This is a genomic window from Microcystis wesenbergii FACHB-1317, from assembly GCF_014696875.1.
GTDB lineage: Bacteria > Cyanobacteriota > Cyanobacteriia > Cyanobacteriales > Microcystaceae > Microcystis > Microcystis wesenbergii_A.
On the sequence record NZ_JACJQV010000160.1, the window covers coordinates 1 to 21,714 of the forward strand.

Genomic DNA, 21,714 nt, shown 5'->3' on the forward strand with positions numbered 1-21,714 from the left:
ATTTTATCATCAAGATATAGGAATCGGAGACGGCGTTTTGGTCTGAGATTTAATTTAATCGCTGGCATTTACAACTATGAACTTGCTTTAGGCTATCATCAAGTAGCTGAATAGGACTTTTGCAGGAGGTCTATTGAGCAGGCGATTGCTGGATTGAAAGAAGCCACACGGCTTTACCTAGAGGAATTTACCTTACCAGAAACATCCCCTAGATTTGTGACCAGTATTGAGGTTAGTTATGCCTAAGCTGCCACGAATCTCTAGTCGGGAGGCAGTTAGATCTCTTGAACGCTTAGGCTTCGAGCAAGTTCGTCAAACAGGTAGCCATGTTGTGATGAAGAAAGAAACCGAAGAGGGCAAAATTGGTTGTGTTGTCCCTGTACATCAGGAATTGAAGGTTGGTACATTAAGTGGAATTCTGAAACAAGCCCAAGTCACAGTTGAAGAGTTCATTGAACATCTGTAAAGTCTGACAAATCACTGCACTCGAAGTGATACCAAAAATATTTAGTCCCCCCAGAGAACCCCCTTAGTCCACATAGCACACTTTTCTTTTTTTGTCAAATTTTATGTTAAGAAATATGTAACTAATGGATAGGGGGACTGTCAAAGATTAACCGTCTTCGTATTCGGGGATTCTCTCTTTTTTCTTCTCGGTGATATTGATGCGGGGGGGATTGTAATCTGGTTCCACGTCATCATCCCACATATCATCCTCGGCCTTATCTTCGTAATCGTCGTACTGAGGACGAGAAAAGCTTTCTGCGCGTTCTGAGCGAGCCTCTCCCCAGTTATCTTCTTCTTCCTCGTATTCTTGCTCATAATAACGAGCTTCGGCCCGTTTTTGCGGTGGGGGATTGGCCCGCAGGGGTTCTTTTTCCCATTCGTCTTCACTCCAGCGTTCTTCAACGGGTTTAGCGGCCTCCACGGGAGTGCGGAGGGGAATACCCGTACCTAACTGATTTTCTGGGCGAGCAGCGGGGGTATAATAAGCTTCTTCCTCTTCTCTTTCCCAGGGGGGACGACCAATACCCAAACGTTCCAAAACCCCCACACTAACTTGGGTGAGACGTTCCTCGGCCCCTTCAAAGACGATTAAGCGATTCGGACCGCTGCTAACCACTTCTTCAATGGAAATTTCGTAGGTACTGATCAATTGTTCGGGGATCAGAGGCAATCCTAGGGAAGCAATGATAATGGAATGTAATTGACCACTAAGGGGATCAAATTGATAATCGCGGACTTTGCCTAAAGGTTCGCCGGTTTCCGTGATCACTTCACTACCGATTAAGGGAGTATAAGCATCGATATCGACGGATTCCAAGACGTTATCATCTTCAACGAGAACCACGTCTCCCGTCTGACTGATGCTCGATAAATACATATATTGAGGCATTCCCGACAAGGAGAGGATATTATCGCGGAGTCCCAGGGCAACCACTTCTCGTTGATCGATATCTACTAGGATATCTTTAACAACGCCGAGTTTTTTGCCTGTATTGCGAGTGATAACCTGTGTATTTAAAAATTCTGAACGTAAGCGACTATTCTCTGTGATCATTTTTTCCTATGGGTAGGCGTTAGGTCGTGGGAATACGAATTAGTGTAGGCTTAATATATAGGGCGAGATCGAGGGTTAATTTACCGATATTGGCTTAGATCTTAAAGTTCCCTGAGATTAACACTTTTTTTGGCCTTGTTTGGGCGATAGTTTCGGGTGATAGATAGGGTTAAACCCATTTTAGCTAATTCTTTACATTTTTTTAGTAACAACAAAGCAGGAGCTAGAGAGAAACTCCCTTGGCTCCTGCTGTCTAGATTCTGATTACATAGTTAAGGACTGCACCTCAGTTTCGATCAGTTTAGCCAAGTCTTGCAGGAAGGAGGCAGCATCGGCCCCGTAGATGACTCGGTGGTCACTGGTGAGATTAACCGTCATCTGTTTTTGCACTCCGAATAAACCATCTTTATTGACGACGATTTGGGGACGGGAAGCACCCACGGCCAGGATTGCACCTTGGTTGGGGGGTAAGATAGCGGTAAAGCGATCGACTCCGAACATTCCCAGATTAGAAATGGTAAAAGTACCGCTATTATATTCTTCCGGTTGCAGTTGTTTACTGCGGGCGCGATCAACTAAATCTTTCCAACTGCGGGAGAGGGAATAGATATCCATCTGGTCAGCAGAGCGCAAAACCGGCGTAATTAAGCCACCACCAGGCATAGCTACGGCTACGGACACGTTAATCGCTCCGTGGTATTGGATTCCTGCGTCGCTATAGCTGGCATTAACGATCGGATGTTTAGCGAGGGTGTTGGCTACTGCTTTTGCTAACAGGGCCGTCATGGTGACACCCTTGGATTTTAGCTGTTGATAGAGTTGATCCAGTGGGTCGGTGGTGATAGTGTAGCCCACTTGGAAGGTGGGAACCTGTAGGCTAACCGACATATTCTGAGCGACGGCTTTTTGCAGAGTGGTGAGGGGAACAGTCCGACCGACTGGGGCGCTGGTTGGAATCGGGGCTTTAGGAGCCGCTACAGGGACGCTGACGGGTTGCGGGGGAGTAATGACAGGAGCGGGGGCGGTGCTGACTTTTCCTGTCGATTTTTCTACGTCTTCGGCGGTAATTCGTCCGTGGGGACCGCTACCCACTAGGGTTTTCAGATCTACCTTTAATTCTTTAGCCAGTTTTTTGGCCCTGGGAGAGGCGACTAAACGGCCATTATCTTTAACGGCGGCGACGGGGATCGAAACGGGAGGCGGAGCGATTTCTGGGGTCTCTACGGGCTTGCTAGGGGCAGCTGCGGCGGTTTTTCCCTGAGCTTTGGCCAGTTCAATTTCCTCTTCAGTTTCGGCGATATAGGCGATCGCTTCCCCCACGGGTGCTTCCTGGCCAGCTTCGACTAAAATTACAGCGAGATAGCCATCATAAAACGATTCCACGTCCATGTCGGCTTTGTCGGATTCGACCACTAACACCGTTTCCCCTTTGCTGACTTTTTCCCCGGGGGACTTCACCCAAGAAACTATTTTTCCTTCGGTCATGGTGGAACTGAGCGCGGGCATGAAGATATCTCGAATCATGGTGGAGTGCTTCTATCTCTAATGTTTTGAGCCATAGCGCATTTTACCACAGTTGATGGGGTTGGGGCTTTTCAGTTATCAGTTATCAGTTATCAGTTATCAGTGAGCAGTAATCAGTTATCAGTGAGCAGTAATCAGTTATCAGTGAGCAGTAATCAGTTATCAGTAATCAGTAATCAGTAATCAGTAATCAGTGAGCAGTAATCAGTGAACTGATAAGCTTTTGACTATAGCGTTTCCTAAGCTAGTGAGGTACACCTATTTTTCTTCCCTTTTGCCTTTTCCCTCTTGCCTTTTGCCTAAAACCCATAACTTTTGTACCTCAGCAGACTGAAAAACGCTATATCTAAATTGCTCGTTAAGATTGCAGGGGAGCGCCGGAGCTGCGGAGCAGGGAGAAGCAGTTTGAGCATTTGTACTAAAATTTCCAAGACGCGGTTTAAATTCAGTACAGCTTAACTCACATCTGATAACTGAAAACTCACATCTGGTAACTGATAACTGGTGACAAAGGGAAAAAGAGAAGGGAAAACAGACCCTTCTCCGTCGTATCTAGACAAAAATTGTTCTAGTTGCCAATAGGGACCGGTTGTGCTTGCAGAGATTCGACTAAACCGCGCACAGCTGCCACCATGGCCACTTCATTATCCAATTGATTGATCGCCGAACCAACACCGATACCGGCCGCTCCAGCAGCGATCGCCATAGGGGCGGTAACGCTGGATAAACCGGAAGCGCAGAGGACGGGAACTTTAACCGCATGGGAAATAGCGTGGGCTGCCGCTAAAGTCGGGGCAGCTTTTTCAATCAGTCCCAAAATACCGGCGTGACGGGGTTGACTGCTAGTGCCGCCTTCAGTTTGAATAATGTCAGCACCCTGACTAACTAGAGCTTCTGCTAGTCTCACCTGTTCATCGAGGGGTAGGATATGGGGAACTGTCACAGACAGGGTAATTTCGGGCAGTAAGTCGCGAGTTTGACGGGTTAGGGCTAAAACTTCCGCAGCTTCAAAAATGCGTCCTTGGGCATAAAAACTATCGAAATTACCGATCTCAATTAAATCGGCCCCGGCCGCCACTGCCATCACCAACAATTCTGGCTCGACGGCCGATACACACACGGGTAAATTTGTCAAGGCTTTTACGGACCCAATTAGGTCAGCATTAGCGGCAATATCGACAAAAGTTGCTCCTCCGGCTGTAGCGGCTTTAACTACTGAGAGAACCTGCGAGCGATCGAAATTATTTAACCCACTAATCACTTTCAGGGCATGACGACGGGCGAAGGCTTGCTGTAAGGCAAAATTGATCATTAATCTACACCTATCTGGAATTCTCAAAAAACATTTTCCCACCTTCTCGCCGATCAGAGGGTGGGATTTGAGAATTCTTAGGGAAATTTTCTTTAATTTAGGTGTTGATTCTCTTGGTTTTTGCGCTTGAGGTTTTGCAGTTGTTGCAGCAGTACCTCGATTTCCGCTTCCAGATGCAGGTATTTCACCTGTTGGTCAGCTTGGTAGGTGGTGCGAATCTGTTTCATGGCGGAGGATTCCTTAGTTAGTACAGTTGTCATAGCGGTATCTATAGAATGCTGATTATGTTTAATTGTTTCAATTTGTGTATAGTACCTTGACAATGTCTTAAAGAAAACCTTTTTATGGTAGTTTCTCAACTGGCACAGGATGAAAGAGGGGAAAAATTCTTGCAACCAAGGGGATCGGAGTGCGATATACTCAGTCGCGAACGATATTGGCAAGCATGACCATGGTAGCGGTAGCAATTTTAGCAGCGGGTAAGGGAACCCGAATGAAGTCCAGCCTTCCGAAAGTTTTACATCCCCTCGGCAGTCGATCGCTAGTGGAACGGGTCCTTAATGTCAGCGAATCCTTACATCCCCGGCGAAAACTGGTAATTATCGGTTATCAAGGGCAACAGGTGCGAAATACTCTACAGCATCTCGAGGATATCGAATTTGTCGAACAAAAGGAACAGTTAGGCACTGGCCATGCTATTCAGCAGTTAATCCCCCATTTAGAGGACTTTCAGGGGGATTTGTTGGTCTTAAATGGCGATGTTCCCCTGTTGCGTCCCGAAACCTTGCAAAATCTTCTCCAGATTCATCAAGACCATGGTAACGCTGCCACCCTCTTAACTGCTAACCTCCCTAACCCGAAAGGTTACGGTCGAGTTTTTTGTGATGGCAATAATCTCGTTAAGCAGATTGTGGAAGAAAGAGACTGTACCGATGCCCAACGACAAAACCACCGGATTAATGGAGGTATATACTGCTTTAATTGGTCAAAATTAGCGGCTATACTGCCTAATTTAACCCCCAATAACGATCAAGGTGAGTATTATCTCACGGATGTGGTCAATTTTCTCGATCCCGTCATGGCCGTGGATGTGGAGGACTGTTTAGAAATTAGCGGCATTAACGATCGCAAACAATTGGCCGCCGCCTATGATATCCTGCAAACTAGAGTCAAAGATGATTGGATGGCCGCTGGAGTCACCATTATTGACCCCGATAGTGTCACCATTGAGGATACTGTCACCCTCAGTCCCGATGTGATTATCGAACCCCAAACCCATCTGCGCGGTGAGACGATAATCGCTTCTGGTTGTCGTATAGGTCCGGGGAGTTTAATCGAAAATAGTCGCATAGGCAGCGATGTAACGGTCTTATTTTCGGTTATTTCTGATAGTCAGGTGGATTCTGGTTGTCGCATCGGTCCCTATGCTCATTTGCGCGGAGAAGCGAAAATTGGGGCTAATTGTCGAGTCGGTAATTTTGTTGAAATTAAAAAAAGTGACATCGGCAATAAAACCAATATTGCCCATTTATCCTATCTGGGAGATGCCACTTTAGGGGAAAAAGTTAACGTTGGTGCGGGAACAATCACTGCTAATTACGATGGTGTAAAAAAACACCAAACTATGATCGGCAGTGGCACAAAAACCGGGGCAAATAGTGTTTTAGTGGCCCCTTTAAAATTAGGAAAAAATGTCACCGTGGCTGCGGGTTCTACAATTACTAGAAATGTCCCCGATAACGCTTTAGTTATTGCTCGCGAAAGTCAGCGTGTGATCGAAAATTGGGCAGATCAGTTTCAGTAGGTTAATTCTGGGATTTAAGCTAAGAAAACTGTTGCTAAATTCCGAGATTAGAGTCAAGATAAACGGGGAGGAAAGAAAGAGGGGTTGAGTACCATTCAACCGGCGTTGCTGATTTGAGTTCTGAATCTTCTTGTGTGGGATTTTTAAAACCTAGACCCAAACTAACTTTTGGATGGATGCAAGGTTGTCATTCATACCTTGATTCAGCAACGCCCTTTTTTTTGCTTCCTCTCAGATTAACTCCTGTCAGTTCGCCGTAACAGACAAGGCAGTCAGTGATTTTTGTCTGTTGCAATTTATTTTAATTTTCCAAAGTCTTAATTGTAACCACCTGCGGCGGTGTAGAATCAGGTGGATAAATAACATCTAATTGTACTTTTATTTGAGTTCCTGGTTTTAAATCTAGTTTTAATAAAGGATCTAAAACCTGCCCTGTTCTATGCCATAAATGTACATAACGGGTTTGTTGTTTACCTTGATCATCGCTATATTTTAAACGCACTGTACCACGGAAAAAGGGAAAGTCTAATGATGGTTTTCTAAATTTAATTCCTTTTTCAGATAGTCTATCTTCTTTTAATGGAGTTTCTAAAGTGATGCTAACTGTCTGATTTTTATTAGTGTTATTAGTTAAAGGTATGTTGAGTTGATATTCTACCCCATAGTTACCATGTGCTTCGTAAGCAGTATCAGGATACCGCACTAGCATTTTTGCGGTTTGGCTTTGTTCTGTTCCTAACCTTCCACCCCGTAAGGTGGCTATGGGATAAGAAATAGTTTTACCTGGTTCGGGAATAGTCAGGGTTTGGGTTTTGGTGTTGTCTGTGAGGTTTGCTTTCCATGTTGCACCTTCGGATATACCTGCGACTCTGCTGTAAATTAATTGACCTCCTTTTGCATCTGGGGGTGTGGGGGTTTTATCTCTTGGTCCTGCAAAGTTACCGTTATTTAATAAGTCTTGCCATTCTTTTAATGTGGGTGCGCGCTCGCTACCATCAGCATTTTTTTTCGCAAACATGGCTAAACTCGCTGCATAAATTTTACCACTGCTATTTAATCGGAAAAAACTGGAGCTGCCATTGACAGGTTTTTCTAAATTTCTGACTGGGATAGGATGGTTTAATAACATTTGACTTCCCCCAGCAGCAATGACTATTCTTGCTGGAAATTCTTTTTGACGTACTCCCCGCAAAACATCCGCTACTGCTCTTGCACCTGGTCCAGAAAATGCTTTACCATCGTTATTTTCTATGTAGGGTTGCCAGGTGACAAACGGTGCTTCTGTCATTAAATAACTCGCACCTTGTAAAATGTTAATAGTGATAGGTTTTTTACTGGAATTATGTAAAATTACTCCTATATATAAGGTTTGTAAATCCTTGGGAGTGTGGGTATAATGATGAGCAAATAAATCAAATCTGCCTTGAATGGGAAAGTTTAAATGTGCGGCTGGAACTTTTTTGTTATTAGGTGTAAAAGTAGAAAGTAGAATACCTTCATTTTTGATCCACTCTGGACTGTTGCTATTAAAAACAGGTATTTTATCTAAACTACTAGGTAAAGGGCGCACTTCTCCAGTTTGTACAATTTCTTGGGGTGCTGGTTTTGCAGGTGTTTGGGCGTTTACTTGATTTTTCTGATGATAGCTATTGAAAGTTGTACAGCCAATAGTTTGAGTAATCGCTAATCCTGATATGATGATGAATACAGGTTTGAGGATGTGGTTTTTTGCTTGCAAAGTTCCCATAATTTGATTTTTCCAGTAAGTTTGCCATTTGCCAGTTTGCCGTTTGCCCGGAGCATCTCATTTATGCAAGTGAGTAATTATACTTGTCCCTAAAACTGGTTTCTAGCAAGGCTTTCAAAATAGCTTGACATAAAACCTGATTTAGGGGTTACAAAGGTGAGATGCTCCCCCTAGGTTTTCCGCTCCATACCCCAGAGGAATCCCACTGGCATCTTCATTAAATGTAACATCGAGTACCCAATGGAGACTATTTTCAATACTCCAATGTCTGCGAATCACCTCGGCCTGTTTTTGGGCATCTGCTGCTAAACTACTGATGAAGAAGCGAATTTCTGTAGTAGTTTTATTCCATAATTGGCGGACACTGCGAACCATGACTACTGCAGCTCTAACCAGTAATTTAGATAGGTCAATGGCTTATCAGTTTACTGATTACTGATTACTGTTTACTGTTTACTGATGCTGGTCAATGACTTAAATTTGCGCGATGAAGCATGAAATGCTATAAAAATCTCAGTCCTCCCTATAGAAAAGAGTAGAAACTTTATGGCACGCACCGAGTCCACAATGTTAGATCTGGGGACAAAAGCCCCCAGTTTTGCCTTACCCGATGTGGTTTCGGGTGAAACTATCTCTCTGGACAGCTTTGCGGCTAAAACCGCTCTGTTAGTCATCTTCCTCTGTGAACATTGTCCCTTTGTTAAACACATTCAAGAAGAACTTACCCGTCTAGGTCGCGATTATGCTAATACCAATCTGGGCATCCTCGCAATTAGTTCTAATGACGTGGAGAAATATCCCGATGATTCGCCCGAAAATTTGAAAAAAATGGCGATAACCCTTGACTTTAAATTCAATTTATGCTATGACGAAAGCCAAGAAGTGGCGAAAGCTTACACGGCAGCCTGTACTCCCGATTTTTTCCTCTTTGATAGTCAGCGCAGCCTAGTCTATCGCGGTCAATTGGATGATAGTCGTCCTAGTAATGGAATACCAGTCACAGGCAAAGATCTCCGCGCCGCTATTGACAAGGTTTTAACCGGCCAACCAGTGCCGACAGACCAAAAACCGAGTTTAGGCTGTAATATCAAATGGAAACTGGGTAATGAGCCACCCTATTATGGTTAATTAACGAAGGGTGTAGGGTGTAGGGTGTAGGGTGTGGGGAAGTGGGGAAGTGGGGAAATGGGGAAATGGGGAAATGGGGAAATGGGGAAATGGGGAAATGGGGAAGCTGTCTCATCACCCTATCGCCCCAAAACCCTATCACCCTATCTCCTGAATACTGACTCCTGAATACTGACTCCTAACCCCACCAACAAGCTTTTTGCCGCAAATCCTACTTATGAGACTATTTCAATAGCGTAACCGATTGCTGTGCTAATAGGGCAGTACCATAGGCCGCTTGCTCCTGTTTAGATAAAAGCACGGGAACCCCTAAATGACGCTGACGAATTATTCTCCAAGTCGAATTTTTTGCCCCACCACCCGCGCTATCAACTCGCTCTAATTTATTGGCCCCCAATTCCTGTAAACGCTGATAACCTAAAGCTTCAATGCGGGCAATACTTTCCAGTAAACCATGCAAAAATTCTAGAGGATTATCGGGTCGGGGAGTCAGTTTTGCGGGTAACAAAGGATCATTAATGGGAAAGCGCTCGCCCGCTTTTAGTAGAGGATAATAATCTAAATTACTTTCTTTTTCTCCATCTATTGCTAAACTATAATTTCTCAATTCTTGATCAGAAAAAAACTTCTTTAACACTGCTCCCCCCGTATTGGATGCCCCACCAGTTAACCACAAATTTCCTAAACGATGACTATAGATGCCATAGTTACTATCATCAACTTTCTGGCTACTTAATAATTTTAAAACTAAAGTTGAACCTAAAGATGTCACTGCAGCCCCTAAAGAATTAGCACCACTGGCTAAAAATGCCGCTATGCTGTCGGTGGTTCCCGTATAAATTAAACAATCTTTCGGGATAGCAAAACGAGTCACTAAATCCGGTTTAATAGTATCGATCGCTGTACCCGGGGCAAAAATTTGCGGTAGTAAATTAAACATCGGTAAATTCTCTAACCAATGGGGATAACAGAGATTTTCGAGATCATAACCTAACTTTAAGGCATTGTGATAATCACTAATTCCCAGTTTACCGTGCAGGAGAAATGCTAACCAATCCGCTTGCGAGAGAAAATAACGCGCTTGCGAAAAAATTTCTTGCTCACTCCACCAAAGTAATTTGGCTAAACTGGAGGTGGCACTAATGACAGGATGGTGAGGAGGTGCTATAGCTTTAATTGCTTCTAAAAAGGCAATTCCTCGCCCGTCATTGTATAATATTGCCTGAGAAAGAGGATTACCCCAATTATCACATAATAACACCGTCGAGGAAGTACCATTAATTGCGATCGATTTAAGTTCTGAACGTACCGAATCCCCTAGATTATCCAATAAATAAAATAGGGCCTTTTGCCAATCCTGAAAATTGGCATTAGTGAAAGGATAATGAACCTCAGCGACGATATTTTTGCTAGAATCAATAGCAATCGCTCGCGCTCCCGATGTGCCAAAATCAATACCTAAAGATAAACCCATAGATGTCTTCACAACCCCCTCATTCTGGCTACCATTGGGATGGTATCACTCCCCGATTCTTTGAAGGTTGGTACTTCCGAGTCATGATTCCGCAATTAGCCGACGGATTCGCCTTTATGTATTCTATTCAAGACCCAAGCGGCGGTCAAGTCAATAGCGGCGGAGCGGTACAAATTTTAGCCATAGAATCTAATTATCTTTGTCGCACTTTTCCCGATACGGATAAATTTTGGGCAAGTCGTCAGCAATTAGCCATTATCCATTGGGGAAAAACTAACTTAAAAATCCGTCCCCGTCTGCTTTCTTCGTCAGATTTTTTTGAATCTATTCAAGAAGGTTATCAAGCAACGGCACACCAGCAGCAAGGACGAATTTACGATCCTGTCACCGGAGAAATCTGTCAATGGGATTATCACGTTGAAACTAGGTACAGTTGGGGAGATAAAAAGCGTCCACCCCAAGCAACAGCAGGAATATTATCTTATTTACCGATTTTTGACCCAGGTTGGCAGATTTTAACTGCTCATGGTTTAGCAACGGGAATGATTACCTATCGGGGAAAAAATTATCAATTTGAGAATGTACCTTTTTATAGCGAGAAAAATTGGGGCTATTCTTTCCCGGAAAAGTGGTTTTGGATTAATTGTAATGCTTTCCCTGAAAATCCCGATTTAACCTTAACCGCAGTGGGTTCTACCCGGAAAGTTCTTAACTGGACGGAATCGGTGGGAATTATCGGTATTCACTGGCAAAATCGCTTTTATAAGTTTGATATCTGGAATTCTCAACTAACTTGGACAGTGCAACCCTGGGGATACTGGGAAATGAGGGCAACTAACGAGAATTATACCATTGTCTTAATCGGGATCAGTGATCATCCTCCCGATCGCGTGCGTGTACCCACAGAAAAAGGTCTCTGTTTTGCTTGTCAAGATACCCTCAAAGGTAAATTATCGATAAAATTGGCTGATAGTCGTGGTAAAACCCTTATCAATGCCTCTAGTCGTCTAGCTGGCCTCGAAATTGGCGGTATTTGGCCATCAGCATGGATTAAACAGTGATTTAAATCACCATTACGACGGGAGAATATCCAGTTATCTGGCTGCATCTCAGACAACCTTGAGAGGCAGCCTCGATATTCTCTAGAAAATGCTCGATTACCAGCTAATTACTTTAACCGTTTCCTTAAATAAATTTGCTTCTAGGGAATCGGGGGAACTTGTCACCACACCGGCAATTAGATCTTCGGGTTTTATGGCTGCTTGTTTCATACAGGAGGGACAAATTAAGACTTTTCCCCCTTGACTGATGAAATCTACTAACATTGCTTGCAGGGTTTTACCAGTGATACCGTTAGTGTGTTGAGGAATTGTCTTCGCAGCCAGGTGTACCCCTGTAATATTCAAAAAAATGGTGGTTGAGTGACCTTTTTTCAGCATATTGGTGGCGACACCAATGGCCATTGCAGCTCGCCAAGGATCATCGGTGGTTAAATTAACAAATAAATCGGATTTTTGTTGACCGACAGCGATTATTGCTTCGTTAGTTTGTACTGGAGAAAGGGAAGGATTAGCCAAGACTGGGATAGATGTAACTAAGGATAATCCCACAAGGGAACCAAGGGCTAAAGATTTTAATAACATTTTCTTGTCCTCTTGCTGCTAGGTGCAATGAAAACATTTTCATTATGATAACTTCTGGAAAATCTTGTCAACAGACAGCCTGTCAAACTTTAATTTTTGTTGCGGATAACAAAAACGATCTACTAATTAAAGATGATAATTATTTACTTTTCTAAGATTTTATCTAATCTTTCCTGAATCAATAAAGCCATGGAAGAACGCAGAAAGAATAAACCAAATAACCCCGCTAAACTGAAGGGAATAATAGCTAGTTTACTATAGTTAGTGTTTAATAAAAATATGGCTGAGATAATGCTAAATCCCAATAGACAGACATTGATTAATACTTTAACTCCCAGATAAATTCTTTTCAAAAGTCGTTCATTTTCCCGTGACTTAACTTGAAAAACTAAATTTCCTCGCTCGATCTTTTCCTCTAACTGACGGAGCATTCTTTCGTTTTTATTACCTTTTTGCCATTGTTGTTGAAGAAAAGTGCGCGCTTGATTAGCTAGGGTAAGCATGGTGTTGGTAGTTCCTCCTGATACCGCTAGACTTTTCACAAAAGGTTGACTAGCTGCTAATAAATTATACTGGGGATCTAAAGAGCGGGCAATCCCATCCAAAGTGGTGACAGATTTAATAATAAAAGTCATTTGGGGAGGTAAGCGAAAGGGTTGCTGTTTAAACATTAAATACACTTGATCGCTAATTTGTTCAAAGGCCCTCACATCTACCGGTTTATCACGAAATTCATCTAAAAGAAACTGCAAGATATTTCGCACGGGTTGTAGATCTCTAACGGGTTCAATTAACCCCATATACACCAGAGTTTTTAAGACTGTTTCCGTATCCTTTCTCAAGACAGCAAAAAAGGTTTCGATCATTTGATCTTTAGCGACAGATTTTACCTCGAACATCGTGCCGAAATCGTAGAAAATTAACTCCCCTTCCTGACTAACTGCCATATTACCCGGATGGGGATCTGATTGGAAAAAACCATCCTGTAATAGTTGTTTGAGATAGGAACAGATCCCCAGTTGAATAATCCCATCTACGTTAATACCATTAGCTAGTAAAGTCTCTCGATCATCAACTTTAATCCCCGGCACATACTCCAAAGTTAAGACCTTGCGGGTGGTATATTGCCAGTAAACTAAAGGGACTTTTACCTGGGGATAATTCTTAAAATTTTCCCGAAAGCGATCAGCATTTTTGCCCTCATGAATATAATCAATTTCTTGAAAGAGTAGTTCAAAGAATTCTTGATAGATAGCTTCTAAATTATATTTTTTCACTCCGGGGAAAATATTTAACCAACGGGTGAGACGATGCAACAATTCAAAATCGAGATTAAATAGTCCTTCTAGATTCGGTCTTTGTACCTTAATAACGACTTCTTCCCCACTTAATAACCGCGCTCGATGCACTTGTCCTAAACTGGCACAAGCGAGGGGAGATACGGTAAAACTTTCAAATAAATTATCTATGGTTTGTCCTAATTCTGTTTCAATAACTCGGATCGCTTCTTGACTATTAAATTCGGGAACTCGATCCTGTAATTGGGTTAATTGTTCGATATATTCGAGCGGAATTAAATCTGCTCGCGTCGATAAAGATTGTCCAATTTTAATAAAAGTTGGTCCCAAATTCATGAGGCGATCAACTAACCATTTTGCTCTCCTTTGCCGTTTTTTGCCCCTATTAGCCCCCGTTAAACGATCCCAGAGCAAAAAAGTCAAAAACTGCATTGTAAAGCTAAATATCTCCAATTGACGAACAATCGGCGATCGCAAGCTTTGCTGCCAATGTAAAGATCTGGGGGAATCAAAGGGAGTAAGCATCAGTTATCAGTGATCAGTTATCAGTTATCAGTGATCAGTTATCAGTTATCAGTTATCAGTTATCAGTTATCAGTTATCAGTTATCAGTTATCAGTTATCAGTTATCAGTTATAGCGGTAAGCGCTTGAGTGAGATACAAACCAAGCTTTGCCTATCATGGTTTATAGCTCGTGACACTGTACCTCATACGACTGCACACCGCTATATCAGATGAACGTAGGTTGGGTTGAAGCATGAAACCCAACGCCCAATCATTTTACGCTACCGCTAACCCATCCTACAAATAATTGTGCCTCCCTACTTAATATCCCACAGCGTTTCTCGTCAAGGTGAAGTATAAATTAAACCTTGCCGAAGTAAAAACTCCAGTCGCAAAAATGCGCTTCATCTATCTGAGAAACGCTGTCAAGTATCCCCTTCCCGTTTGCGAATTCGCTGGTAAAAATCCTGATTTTCAGCTTTTAATCTCTGCGACTAGGTAAACCCAGATCTACCGATAGAAGATGACTGCAAGCAAAACCAGAAAAGGCCACCGCGTTTAATCCTTGACCGGGGAAGGTACTATCTCCTACACAATAAAGATTAGGAATAGCTGTGCGATTAAAGGGCATTCCTAACAAGCCTAACAGTTTTCTTCGCGGTATTGGGCCGTAACTGCCATCGATTCTATTCAAAAAGCGGCGATGGGTGCGGGCTGTGCCAATTTCGATATAATCTAATCCTGTATCTAGTTTGGGAAAGAGTTTTTTCAGGCGATCGATGAGACGATGAGCAGCGGCCTCTTTTTTCTGTTGATATTCTTGGGGAGGCAGTTTTTGCCATTGATCAATCCAGCTAGGGGTGAAAGTATGAATGATATGATGGTCTGGAGGTGCTAGGGAGGGATCGAGTAAGGTAGGAATAGAAACAAAGATAGTTCCCTGTTCTGCTTCCATATTTTCCCAATCTTCTAGTAAAATATGGTGACATTCGCTTCCTGATGGTAATACATCGGCCTTAACTCCCAGATGCAAACTCAGGAAACTGGGGGATTTTTGATAGCGTTTTTGCCATTTTTTTTCGCTACCCGGGAGAGATTCCGGGGGGAGTAGTTTCTCGAAGGTATCCCAACGGGTGGCATTAGAAACAATCTTTTTAGCGTAATATTCCTTACCATTGGTCAATTTTACCCCGATCGCCCGTCCTGCATCTAAAATAATCTTAGTCACTCTCGCTTGATACTGGATTTCACCACCAGCTTTTTCCAATCCCGCGACTAACTTGAGGGCAATCTGTCCCACTCCCCCCCGGGGATAGTTAATTCCCCCGTAATGGCGATCGCTAAAGACCATTCCCGCATTAATCATCGGAGTGCGATCGGCGGGTACTACCGACCAACAATAACATTCCATATCGATAAATTTCAATAATTTCGGGTCTTTAATATATTTTCTGGCCACATCTCCCGCATTTTGGGGTAAATACTTGACCAATCCCAAACAGGATAAAGGATGCTGGAAAAAAACCCTAGTCAGATAGCGGGGTTCTTCCAGTGATAGTAAATCCATACTATTGAGACAATTAAACACCTGCCAGCATTCATCGTAAAAGCGCCGGATACCGGTTTTTTCTGTGGGAAAATGGCTAATTAATTCCTGTAAAAATTGTTCGTAGTCGCGATGAACTTTTAAGTCTAATCCGTCCGGGAGATGATAATGAATCTGGACGGGATCGGCAATGGTTTCGATACTCATATCCACCGCTGCCAAAGCCTTGGTTAGGAGGTTAGTCGTCCCCTTTTTGCCAAAACCAAAAATCATCGAAGCACCCACATCAAAACGATAACCCTCTCGTTCAAAATAACCCGCGCTGCCCCCCGGAATCAGATAACTCTCTAAAACTAGGACTTTTGCCCCTTTTGCCGCTAATTGCGTCGCTGTCACCAATCCCCCGATTCCCGACCCAATCACGATCGCATCGTACTGATTACTCATAACCCAACTTTATAAATTTTTGTTTCAGTCTTCCATTGTAACCCTTGACTAGCGGTCAGTTATCGGCTAATTTTTGGGAGCAAAAAATTTGCGGACGATATGCCTACGGCGCCAATATTGATTATGGACAATTGAAAATTAATTTAGACAGGACAAGAAAAATCTACAGCAACTTAGAAAAAGAGATTGAAACTTAAGCTAAATTCTCGATACTATAATTATTATGTCGGCAAGTAACCCCTATCTTGAATACTGGCAAAAACGCCAAAAAGAGCAGCGGGAATATCATCAAAAATTAGCCCAAGAAGCTAGGAAAAAGCTTCCGCCAGTTATTGATTATCTAAAAGAAAATTTCCCAATTACAAAAATTATCCTGTTTGGTTCTCTAGTTAAAGGTAAATTTCAGGAAACTTCTGATATTGATCTAGCAGTGGCTGGCATACCCCCAGAAAGTTTTTTTCAAGCTTTAGGAAAAGTTAATTTAATTAGCGATCGCTGGATTGATTTAAAGCCTATAGAAGACTTAGAACCTCATTTCCTTAAAAGAGTTTTGCAAACAGGAGAATGTCTTTATGCGTCCGATGAGTGCCAGTGAATTACAAGAAATCGCCCTTGATATTGCCCCGGAAGTTAATAGATTAAATCAGCTAGAAAGCCAAATGCGTTTAGTTCAAGCGGCAATGCTAACCAACCCAGCACTAGCCGATATTTGTGCCGAAAGTTTAGCTATAAAACTCCATAACTTCTATACAGGATGTGAACGAATTTTTCAAATTATCGCTTCTGAGTTAAATGGTGGTTTACCATCTAGTTATGACTGGCATAGAAGGCTATTAAATCCTATGAGTAAACCTCAAGATTATCGTCCTGCTGTATTACGAGAAGATACGGTGTATAAACTTAATGAATACCTCAGCTTTCGGCACGTTGTTCGCAATATATATGGGTTTGAATTGGAAAAACAAAAATTAGAAAATCTGGTTAATAACTATTATAATACATGGCTAGAAGTCCAAGAAGATATTAATAGTTTTATCCTTTGGTTAAAAACCACAGCAGACAGTCTTAATTAAACTGATATGAAACTACTTTACACCTTAACAGCCTACCCCCCCGCCATCGGTGGAGCGCAACTGCATCAACATCTTTTAGCCCAACAGCTGCACCAAAAACACCCAATCCAAGTTATTACCCACTGGAACCAAAATCGCACGGATTGGCTCCTAGGAACCACCCTGAAAGCACCCCAAAAAAGTCAAGATTATACTATTGATCATATTCCCGTTCATCAAATTGGTATTAGTCTTCAGGATAAAATTAAACTCTTACCTTATCTGCCCATATATTATCCCTTAATGTCTCTTGCTCTCCCCAAACTTGCCGATATTTTAGAGAGTTATTTAACTAATTATGCCCAAGATAAAGATTTAATTCATAACGTCAGAATTGGTCGCGAGGGACTCAGTTACGCTTCCTATAATCTCGCTAAAAAACTAGATATTCCCTTCGTTTTCACCCCTGTGCATCATCCCCGGTGGGTGGGGTGGCGCTATCGAGAATATATTAAACTTTATCAATTAGCTGATGCCGTGATTACCCTAACCAATAACGAAAAACAAATCCTGATTAAATTAGGAGTAAAAGAAGACAAAATTCATACCACTGGAGTCGGTCCAATTCTTGCTGCTCATGCTGATCCCGAAGATTTTAAACAACGTTATCAAATCAATGAACCGATGGTACTTTTTTTGGGGCAACACTATCCCTACAAAGGTTATCAACAACTCCTACAAGCAGCTAGTCAAATTTGGCAAAAAATCCCCGAAACGAAATTTGTTTTTGTCGGTCCAACTGTGGGCAATTCTGAACAGATTTATGCCCAATATCAAGACCCTAGAATTATTCGTTTAGGTAGCGTGGATTTACAGACCAAAACCGACGCTTTGGCTGCTTGTACTCTTCTCTGTGTGCCTTCAACCCAAGAAAGTTTTGGGGGAGTCTATACAGAAGCTTGGAGTTTTGCTAAACCCGTCATCGGTTGTGATATTCCTGCGGTTGCTGAGGTGATTTCTCAAGGGGTTGATGGCTTTTTAGTCCCCCAAGAATCTCAATCCATAGCCGAGACAATTTGTCAAGTATTATTAGCTAATAATTTAGCCGCTAGTCTCGGAATAGCCGGTCAAAGAAAAGTAGAAGAAAAATTCACTTGGCAACGATTAGCAGAAAAAACCGAGCAAATTTATCGATATTTACTAGCTAAATAAGTTAAGTCAAAAAAGACAATCTTTCACTGATAATTTGACTAATAAATGAACAAATCTAGAAATTATGGCATCGAACCATGATTTCCTCGCTATCTCTCCCCCTCTCAAATATTCATAAAAGAACCCATGAGCCTTCAGCTTACCACCGACTAAGAAGGGCAAGAGCTTTAATCCATTTGAATTGACTTTTTTTTCCGAACCGTCAACTTCATTTCATAGGGGTTATTCTGACTTGAAAAAGTTATTTAACCTACTTCCGATGATGGCTGTACTTTCTGGCCTATTTTCGGTTCCGTCCCTGCCAACAATCTTTTAATATTACCCTGATGACGAACAATCACATAGATTCCACCCATCAAACTAAATAAAATATAGGGGAGAGGTTGACCCAAAACAACCATTAAAATATTCACCACCAGCGCCCCGATAATCGAACCTAAAGAAACAATCCGGAAAAGTGTGAGCATAACCAAAAAACTCGCCAAAGTTCCGCAAGCCACTAGGGGATTCATCACTAATAAAACCCCTAAACTGGTGGCGACGGATTTCCCCCCGCTAAAATTCAAGAAAATCGATTTACTATGACCAATGATTGCCCCCAATGCTGCCCCGATAATTAACCAATAATACCAACTTTCTGGGAGAGGATTGACATCCATAAAATATAGTCCTCGTACCAGGGCCACCGCCGCCATTCCTTTTAACATATCAATTAATAACACCGTCGCCCCGGCAGTTTTTCCCAGAGTTCTCAGCACATTGGTAGCCCCAGTGGAACCGGAACCATAGTCACGAATATCGATACCTTTGCTGTATTTACCGATTAAATAACCCGTGGGAATTGAACCGAGCAGATAGGATAAAAGCAAGACAGTAAGACTGATAAGAATCGGCATAAGCATAAATTAAACCCAATTTTTAGCAAGAGCGAGCGCCGTCATCAGTGTATCAGCCCGAAGACAAAAAACACTCACAGGGAACCATAGACGGGAATTGCCGCCCCGCGCAAGTCTTTCGCCCCTTCCCCCGCTAGAAAACAGATCACCTCGGCTAGAGATTGGGGACTTACCCAGTCCTTGGCATTTGCCTCTCCCATCGCTTCCCGGTTGCCCGGAGTATCGATAACACTGGGCAAAACCACGTTAGCGGTAATATTAGTCTGTTTGGTTTCTTCTGCGATCGCTTGGGTTAAAGCCACTACCGCCGCTTTCGAGGCACAATAGGCGGCCAAATTTGCCCCCGGTTGTACGGCACCACGAGAACCGATAGTGACGATACGACCATAATTATGAAGTTTCATCGAGCGTAAACAGTGTTTACACAGTAAAAAAGTGCTATGGAGGTTTAAATCGAACATTTTTAGCCAATCTTCATAGCTAAACTCCTCCGTCGCCCCCATGGTAAAACCCCCGACTAGATGAATTAAAACATCGACCCGACCGAGATCATCAATTAATCTAGCCACGGCAGTTTCTTGGGTTAAATCCACCCTGACAAAGCGAATACGCTCAAATTCCGCCGCACTCAGCCGAGATTTCAGACGACCCACCTCCCTTTCCTCCCGATAGGTCATGGTCAGATGACCGCCATGGTGTAAAACCGCCGGAGTGACTCCTAAACCCAGTCCTCCCGTACCGCCGGTCAGCAATACCCGTTTATCTTTCATATTGATTGATAGATAGTCGATCGCTCCAATTATAGACGATTTAACCAGTCAATTAGGCAATATTACAGCCTTTCTCCCTGAACTAGGATTCCTTCATCGCTTGTTTTTTCTCCGCTTTCAGGTCGCGACTGCTGGCGGCGGCAATTTCCGCATCCATCAGGGTGCGTCCAGTGGCCGCCAGATAGACATCATCGAGACTAGGGCGGGATTGGGCGATGCTAAACACGGGTAATCCCGATTCGGCTAGGGTTTGCTCAATTTTGCTTAAAGGATTGCTATTGGCCGTGACGATGAGATTCAGGGAGTTACCCTGGACGGTATTGACGATCACTTCCTCGACAAAAGGCAGACGGGATAATAACTCTTTCGCCTTAAAAGCTTCTTCCTCTGGGGAAAATTCCCGCACTTTTAGGGTAATGCGATCGCCGCCCAGTTGCTCCTTCAGTTGTGAGGGGGTACCGCGAGCGATGACGATACCATTGTCGATAATTGCCAAGTTATCGGCCAAAGCGTCGATTTCTTCGAGATAATGGCTGGTAATTAATACACTGGTTCCGGCCGCCCGCAATTGTCGCAGAAAATCCCAGACAATCAAACGACTTTCGATATCGAGTCCCACAGTCGGTTCATCCAGCACCAAAACTTCCGGCTGATGCAGTAATCCCGCCGCTAAATCCAGCCGTTTTTTGATGCCGCCGGAATAGGTTCCTGTTTTTTTGTCGGCGTATTCCTCTAATCCTAAAAGATTTATTAATTCTTTGATGCGATCTCTTGACTTTTGAGCGGGAATGTGATATATGGCCGCTTGTAGTTGTAACAGTTCCCGGCCAGTGAGCATTTTATCGAGGGCGACTTCTTGGGCAACGTACCCCAGGCGTTTACGGGCGGATTTGGGGTTATTCAAGGCATCGACACCCCCCACCTCGATTTTGCCGCCATCGGGTTTAGCAAGGGTACAAAGACAGCGAATCGTGGTGGTTTTCCCCGCACCATTGGGACCGAGTAAACCGAAGATTTCCGCCGCTGCCACGGTAAAGGAGATATCTTTAACCGCTGCCGTCTGACCGTAGGATTTTTTTAACTTTTCGATCGCCACCGCAAGGGTCATAAGCTGATTTTCGCCCACTTGAGCGAGACAATTTTTTTGTTAACTTTCTCGGTCTATTTTAACCCAGATTCCCCACTTCAAAAGGAAACTCTCAGCTAAAATTGGGCGTTACTTGCGATTTGATCACTCAATCCCAGCTTTTGCGGGGTAGAACCCCCAAAACCCAGAGCGCATTAGTTTTTCCGTGAGATGCTTACACGCAGTTGTTAATATATTTGTATAAAACTTTTTCAGCCAGCCCTATTTAATCCTGAGATTTTTAAGTTCTGTCCTTGTCTCCAGAATCTCTCCCTTAGTTAACTTCTTAACCCAATACCGGGTGCATAGCACTCTAGTACATTTCCCGTCAGACTGCAACTAATTAACAGATAATCACAGCGAGGACAGGCGGTGCTAACGAGATGGTGTTCTAAAATATGCTGTCTTTCGGCAAAATTTCCACAATTAGGACAGCGTACTTGTTGCAGGGTGATCATAGCAAACCTCGTTAATTAGTTATCTTTTGTATATAAAGCTAGTTTTTCTTGATCCCAATCGGTTTAAGTCTATTTTTTCCTTGATCCCCATTATGAACTCGATCATCTGATCTGGCTAGTAATTTTTACTAAACTTTGCAATTTTTCTTGAAAAATTTAATAATTTCTTCCTAGGGTTTTTTACCGTGATCGGATAGGCATCGGCAATTTT

The 21,714-nt window shown here is 43.0% G+C and carries 22 protein-coding genes and 1 pseudogene; 9 read left to right on the forward strand and 14 right to left on the reverse strand.

Annotation, left to right across the window (positions count from 1 at the left end; all coding sequences use genetic code 11):
* Both H6F92_RS14150 and H6F92_RS14155 read left to right on the forward strand, forming a co-directional pair.
* Positions 1-114: pseudogene (locus H6F92_RS14150) on the forward strand (IS5/IS1182 family transposase); the annotation flags it as partial.
* A gap of 124 nt (positions 115-238) precedes the next feature.
* Positions 239-466: a type II toxin-antitoxin system HicA family toxin gene (locus H6F92_RS14155; protein WP_149987308.1), complete on the forward strand. Its 228-nt coding sequence runs from the start codon at positions 239-241 to the stop codon at positions 464-466.
* A 147-nt stretch (positions 467-613) separates the two neighbouring features.
* Here H6F92_RS14155 and H6F92_RS14160 read toward each other — a convergent pair whose 3' ends face one another.
* From H6F92_RS14160 to H6F92_RS14175, 4 genes are all read right to left on the reverse strand, one after another.
* Complete coding sequence (locus H6F92_RS14160) at positions 614-1,561, reverse strand: PRC-barrel domain-containing protein (protein ID WP_190358421.1); 948 nt, start codon at positions 1,559-1,561, stop codon at positions 614-616.
* A 264-nt stretch (positions 1,562-1,825) separates the two neighbouring features.
* On the reverse strand, positions 1,826-3,085 hold the full coding sequence (locus H6F92_RS14165; RefSeq protein WP_190358422.1) for a dihydrolipoamide acetyltransferase family protein: 1,260 nt from the start codon (positions 3,083-3,085) through the stop codon (positions 1,826-1,828).
* Between the two features lie 568 nt (positions 3,086-3,653).
* Positions 3,654-4,397, reverse strand: coding sequence for a DUF561 domain-containing protein (locus H6F92_RS14170; protein ID WP_190358423.1), 744 nt, complete (start codon positions 4,395-4,397; stop codon positions 3,654-3,656).
* Positions 4,398-4,489: 92 nt separating this feature from the next.
* Complete coding sequence (locus tag H6F92_RS14175; RefSeq protein WP_002756735.1) at positions 4,490-4,657, reverse strand: hypothetical protein; 168 nt, start codon at positions 4,655-4,657, stop codon at positions 4,490-4,492.
* A gap of 191 nt (positions 4,658-4,848) precedes the next feature.
* Here H6F92_RS14175 and glmU point away from each other — a divergent pair, with 191 nt between their 5' ends.
* Entirely contained in the window at positions 4,849-6,201 is a 1,353-nt protein-coding gene (gene glmU / locus H6F92_RS14180; protein ID WP_190358469.1) for a bifunctional UDP-N-acetylglucosamine diphosphorylase/glucosamine-1-phosphate N-acetyltransferase GlmU, read from the forward strand.
* Positions 6,202-6,502: 301 nt separating this feature from the next.
* On the opposite strand, the gene H6F92_RS14185 is transcribed toward glmU, so the two are convergent.
* Both H6F92_RS14185 and H6F92_RS14190 read right to left on the reverse strand, forming a co-directional pair.
* Positions 6,503-7,948: a DUF3370 domain-containing protein gene (locus H6F92_RS14185; RefSeq protein ID WP_190358424.1), complete on the reverse strand. Its 1,446-nt coding sequence runs from the start codon at positions 7,946-7,948 to the stop codon at positions 6,503-6,505.
* A gap of 141 nt (positions 7,949-8,089) precedes the next feature.
* Complete coding sequence (locus tag H6F92_RS14190) at positions 8,090-8,323, reverse strand: ISAs1 family transposase (RefSeq protein WP_190358425.1); 234 nt, start codon at positions 8,321-8,323, stop codon at positions 8,090-8,092.
* 171 nt (positions 8,324-8,494) lie between these two features.
* Here H6F92_RS14190 and H6F92_RS14195 point away from each other — a divergent pair, with 171 nt between their 5' ends.
* Complete coding sequence (locus H6F92_RS14195; RefSeq protein WP_125731130.1) at positions 8,495-9,076, forward strand: thioredoxin family protein; 582 nt, start codon at positions 8,495-8,497, stop codon at positions 9,074-9,076.
* A gap of 223 nt (positions 9,077-9,299) precedes the next feature.
* Here the strand turns inward: H6F92_RS14195 and H6F92_RS14200 are convergent, their stop codons facing one another.
* The gene (locus tag H6F92_RS14200; protein WP_190358470.1) at positions 9,300-10,550 is read right to left on the reverse strand and encodes an FGGY-family carbohydrate kinase; all 1,251 of its coding nucleotides are present in this window, start codon (positions 10,548-10,550) and stop codon (positions 9,300-9,302) included.
* 2 nt (positions 10,551-10,552) lie between these two features.
* On the opposite strand from H6F92_RS14200, the gene H6F92_RS14205 reads away from it, so the two are divergent.
* Positions 10,553-11,611, forward strand: coding sequence for a tocopherol cyclase family protein (locus tag H6F92_RS14205; RefSeq protein WP_190358426.1), 1,059 nt, complete (start codon positions 10,553-10,555; stop codon positions 11,609-11,611).
* 96 nt (positions 11,612-11,707) lie between these two features.
* Here the strand turns inward: H6F92_RS14205 and H6F92_RS14210 are convergent, their stop codons facing one another.
* The 3 genes from H6F92_RS14210 to crtH form a co-directional block, all read right to left on the reverse strand.
* Positions 11,708-12,193, reverse strand: a complete 486-nt coding sequence (locus tag H6F92_RS14210; protein ID WP_185239063.1) for a DsrE family protein — start codon at positions 12,191-12,193, stop codon at positions 11,708-11,710.
* Positions 12,194-12,336: 143 nt separating this feature from the next.
* Positions 12,337-14,016, reverse strand: coding sequence for an ABC1 kinase family protein (locus tag H6F92_RS14215; protein WP_190358427.1), 1,680 nt, complete (start codon positions 14,014-14,016; stop codon positions 12,337-12,339).
* Positions 14,017-14,477: 461 nt separating this feature from the next.
* A complete protein-coding gene (crtH, locus tag H6F92_RS14220; RefSeq protein WP_190358428.1) occupies positions 14,478-15,989 on the reverse strand; it encodes a carotenoid isomerase in 1,512 nt (503 codons plus the stop codon).
* A 44-nt stretch (positions 15,990-16,033) separates the two neighbouring features.
* Here crtH and H6F92_RS14225 point away from each other — a divergent pair, with 44 nt between their 5' ends.
* Genes H6F92_RS14225 through H6F92_RS14240 form a run of 4 tightly spaced genes read left to right on the forward strand, consistent with a single transcriptional unit; the run spans position 16,034 to position 18,253 of the window.
* Entirely contained in the window at positions 16,034-16,186 is a 153-nt protein-coding gene (locus tag H6F92_RS14225) for a hypothetical protein (protein WP_190358472.1), read from the forward strand.
* A 26-nt stretch (positions 16,187-16,212) separates the two neighbouring features.
* Positions 16,213-16,584 (forward strand): nucleotidyltransferase family protein, encoded by a 372-nt coding sequence (locus tag H6F92_RS14230; protein WP_190358429.1) that lies wholly within the window; start codon positions 16,213-16,215, stop codon positions 16,582-16,584.
* On the forward strand, positions 16,562-17,062 hold the full coding sequence (locus tag H6F92_RS14235) for a ribonuclease toxin HepT-like protein (protein ID WP_190358430.1): 501 nt from the start codon (positions 16,562-16,564) through the stop codon (positions 17,060-17,062). Before H6F92_RS14230 ends, H6F92_RS14235 begins: the two co-directional genes overlap by 23 nt.
* Before the next feature lie 6 nt (positions 17,063-17,068).
* Positions 17,069-18,253 (forward strand): glycosyltransferase family 4 protein, encoded by a 1,185-nt coding sequence (locus H6F92_RS14240; protein ID WP_190358431.1) that lies wholly within the window; start codon positions 17,069-17,071, stop codon positions 18,251-18,253.
* A gap of 245 nt (positions 18,254-18,498) precedes the next feature.
* On the opposite strand, the gene plsY is transcribed toward H6F92_RS14240, so the two are convergent.
* From plsY to H6F92_RS14260, 4 genes are all read right to left on the reverse strand, one after another.
* Positions 18,499-19,149 carry a glycerol-3-phosphate 1-O-acyltransferase PlsY gene (plsY, locus tag H6F92_RS14245; RefSeq protein WP_190358471.1) on the reverse strand — a complete coding sequence of 217 codons (651 nt, stop codon included), beginning with the start codon at positions 19,147-19,149 and terminating at the stop codon, positions 18,499-18,501.
* Positions 19,150-19,223: 74 nt separating this feature from the next.
* The gene (gene fabG / locus H6F92_RS14250; protein WP_002799931.1) at positions 19,224-19,919 is read right to left on the reverse strand and encodes a 3-oxoacyl-ACP reductase FabG; all 696 of its coding nucleotides are present in this window, start codon (positions 19,917-19,919) and stop codon (positions 19,224-19,226) included.
* Positions 19,920-20,001: 82 nt separating this feature from the next.
* Positions 20,002-21,027, reverse strand: a complete 1,026-nt coding sequence (locus H6F92_RS14255) for an ABC transporter ATP-binding protein (RefSeq protein ID WP_190358432.1) — start codon at positions 21,025-21,027, stop codon at positions 20,002-20,004.
* Between the two features lie 296 nt (positions 21,028-21,323).
* Complete coding sequence (locus H6F92_RS14260) at positions 21,324-21,503, reverse strand: replication restart DNA helicase PriA (protein ID WP_190358433.1); 180 nt, start codon at positions 21,501-21,503, stop codon at positions 21,324-21,326.
* Positions 21,504-21,714 lie beyond the last annotated feature (211 nt).

Coding starts and splice junctions, on each gene's coding strand:
- H6F92_RS14155 (WP_149987308.1), top strand. CDS start 239: ATGCCTAAGCTGCCACGAATCTCTAGTCGGGAGGCAGTTAGATCTCTT.
- H6F92_RS14160 (WP_190358421.1), bottom strand. CDS start 1,561: ATGATCACAGAGAATAGTCGCTTACGTTCAGAATTTTTAAATACACAG.
- H6F92_RS14165 (WP_190358422.1), bottom strand. CDS start 3,085: ATGATTCGAGATATCTTCATGCCCGCGCTCAGTTCCACCATGACCGAA.
- H6F92_RS14170 (WP_190358423.1), bottom strand. CDS start 4,397: ATGATCAATTTTGCCTTACAGCAAGCCTTCGCCCGTCGTCATGCCCTG.
- H6F92_RS14175 (WP_002756735.1), bottom strand. CDS start 4,657: ATGACAACTGTACTAACTAAGGAATCCTCCGCCATGAAACAGATTCGC.
- glmU (WP_190358469.1), top strand. CDS start 4,849: ATGGTAGCGGTAGCAATTTTAGCAGCGGGTAAGGGAACCCGAATGAAG.
- H6F92_RS14185 (WP_190358424.1), bottom strand. CDS start 7,948: ATGGGAACTTTGCAAGCAAAAAACCACATCCTCAAACCTGTATTCATC.
- H6F92_RS14190 (WP_190358425.1), bottom strand. CDS start 8,323: ATGGTTCGCAGTGTCCGCCAATTATGGAATAAAACTACTACAGAAATT.
- H6F92_RS14195 (WP_125731130.1), top strand. CDS start 8,495: ATGGCACGCACCGAGTCCACAATGTTAGATCTGGGGACAAAAGCCCCC.
- H6F92_RS14200 (WP_190358470.1), bottom strand. CDS start 10,550: ATGGGTTTATCTTTAGGTATTGATTTTGGCACATCGGGAGCGCGAGCG.
- H6F92_RS14205 (WP_190358426.1), top strand. CDS start 10,553: ATGTCTTCACAACCCCCTCATTCTGGCTACCATTGGGATGGTATCACT.
- H6F92_RS14210 (WP_185239063.1), bottom strand. CDS start 12,193: ATGTTATTAAAATCTTTAGCCCTTGGTTCCCTTGTGGGATTATCCTTA.
- H6F92_RS14215 (WP_190358427.1), bottom strand. CDS start 14,016: ATGCTTACTCCCTTTGATTCCCCCAGATCTTTACATTGGCAGCAAAGC.
- crtH (WP_190358428.1), bottom strand. CDS start 15,989: ATGAGTAATCAGTACGATGCGATCGTGATTGGGTCGGGAATCGGGGGA.
- H6F92_RS14230 (WP_190358429.1), top strand. CDS start 16,213: ATGTCGGCAAGTAACCCCTATCTTGAATACTGGCAAAAACGCCAAAAA.
- H6F92_RS14235 (WP_190358430.1), top strand. CDS start 16,562: ATGCGTCCGATGAGTGCCAGTGAATTACAAGAAATCGCCCTTGATATT.
- H6F92_RS14240 (WP_190358431.1), top strand. CDS start 17,069: ATGAAACTACTTTACACCTTAACAGCCTACCCCCCCGCCATCGGTGGA.
- plsY (WP_190358471.1), bottom strand. CDS start 19,149: ATGCCGATTCTTATCAGTCTTACTGTCTTGCTTTTATCCTATCTGCTC.
- fabG (WP_002799931.1), bottom strand. CDS start 19,919: ATGAAAGATAAACGGGTATTGCTGACCGGCGGTACGGGAGGACTGGGT.
- H6F92_RS14255 (WP_190358432.1), bottom strand. CDS start 21,027: ATGACCCTTGCGGTGGCGATCGAAAAGTTAAAAAAATCCTACGGTCAG.
- H6F92_RS14260 (WP_190358433.1), bottom strand. CDS start 21,503: ATGATCACCCTGCAACAAGTACGCTGTCCTAATTGTGGAAATTTTGCC.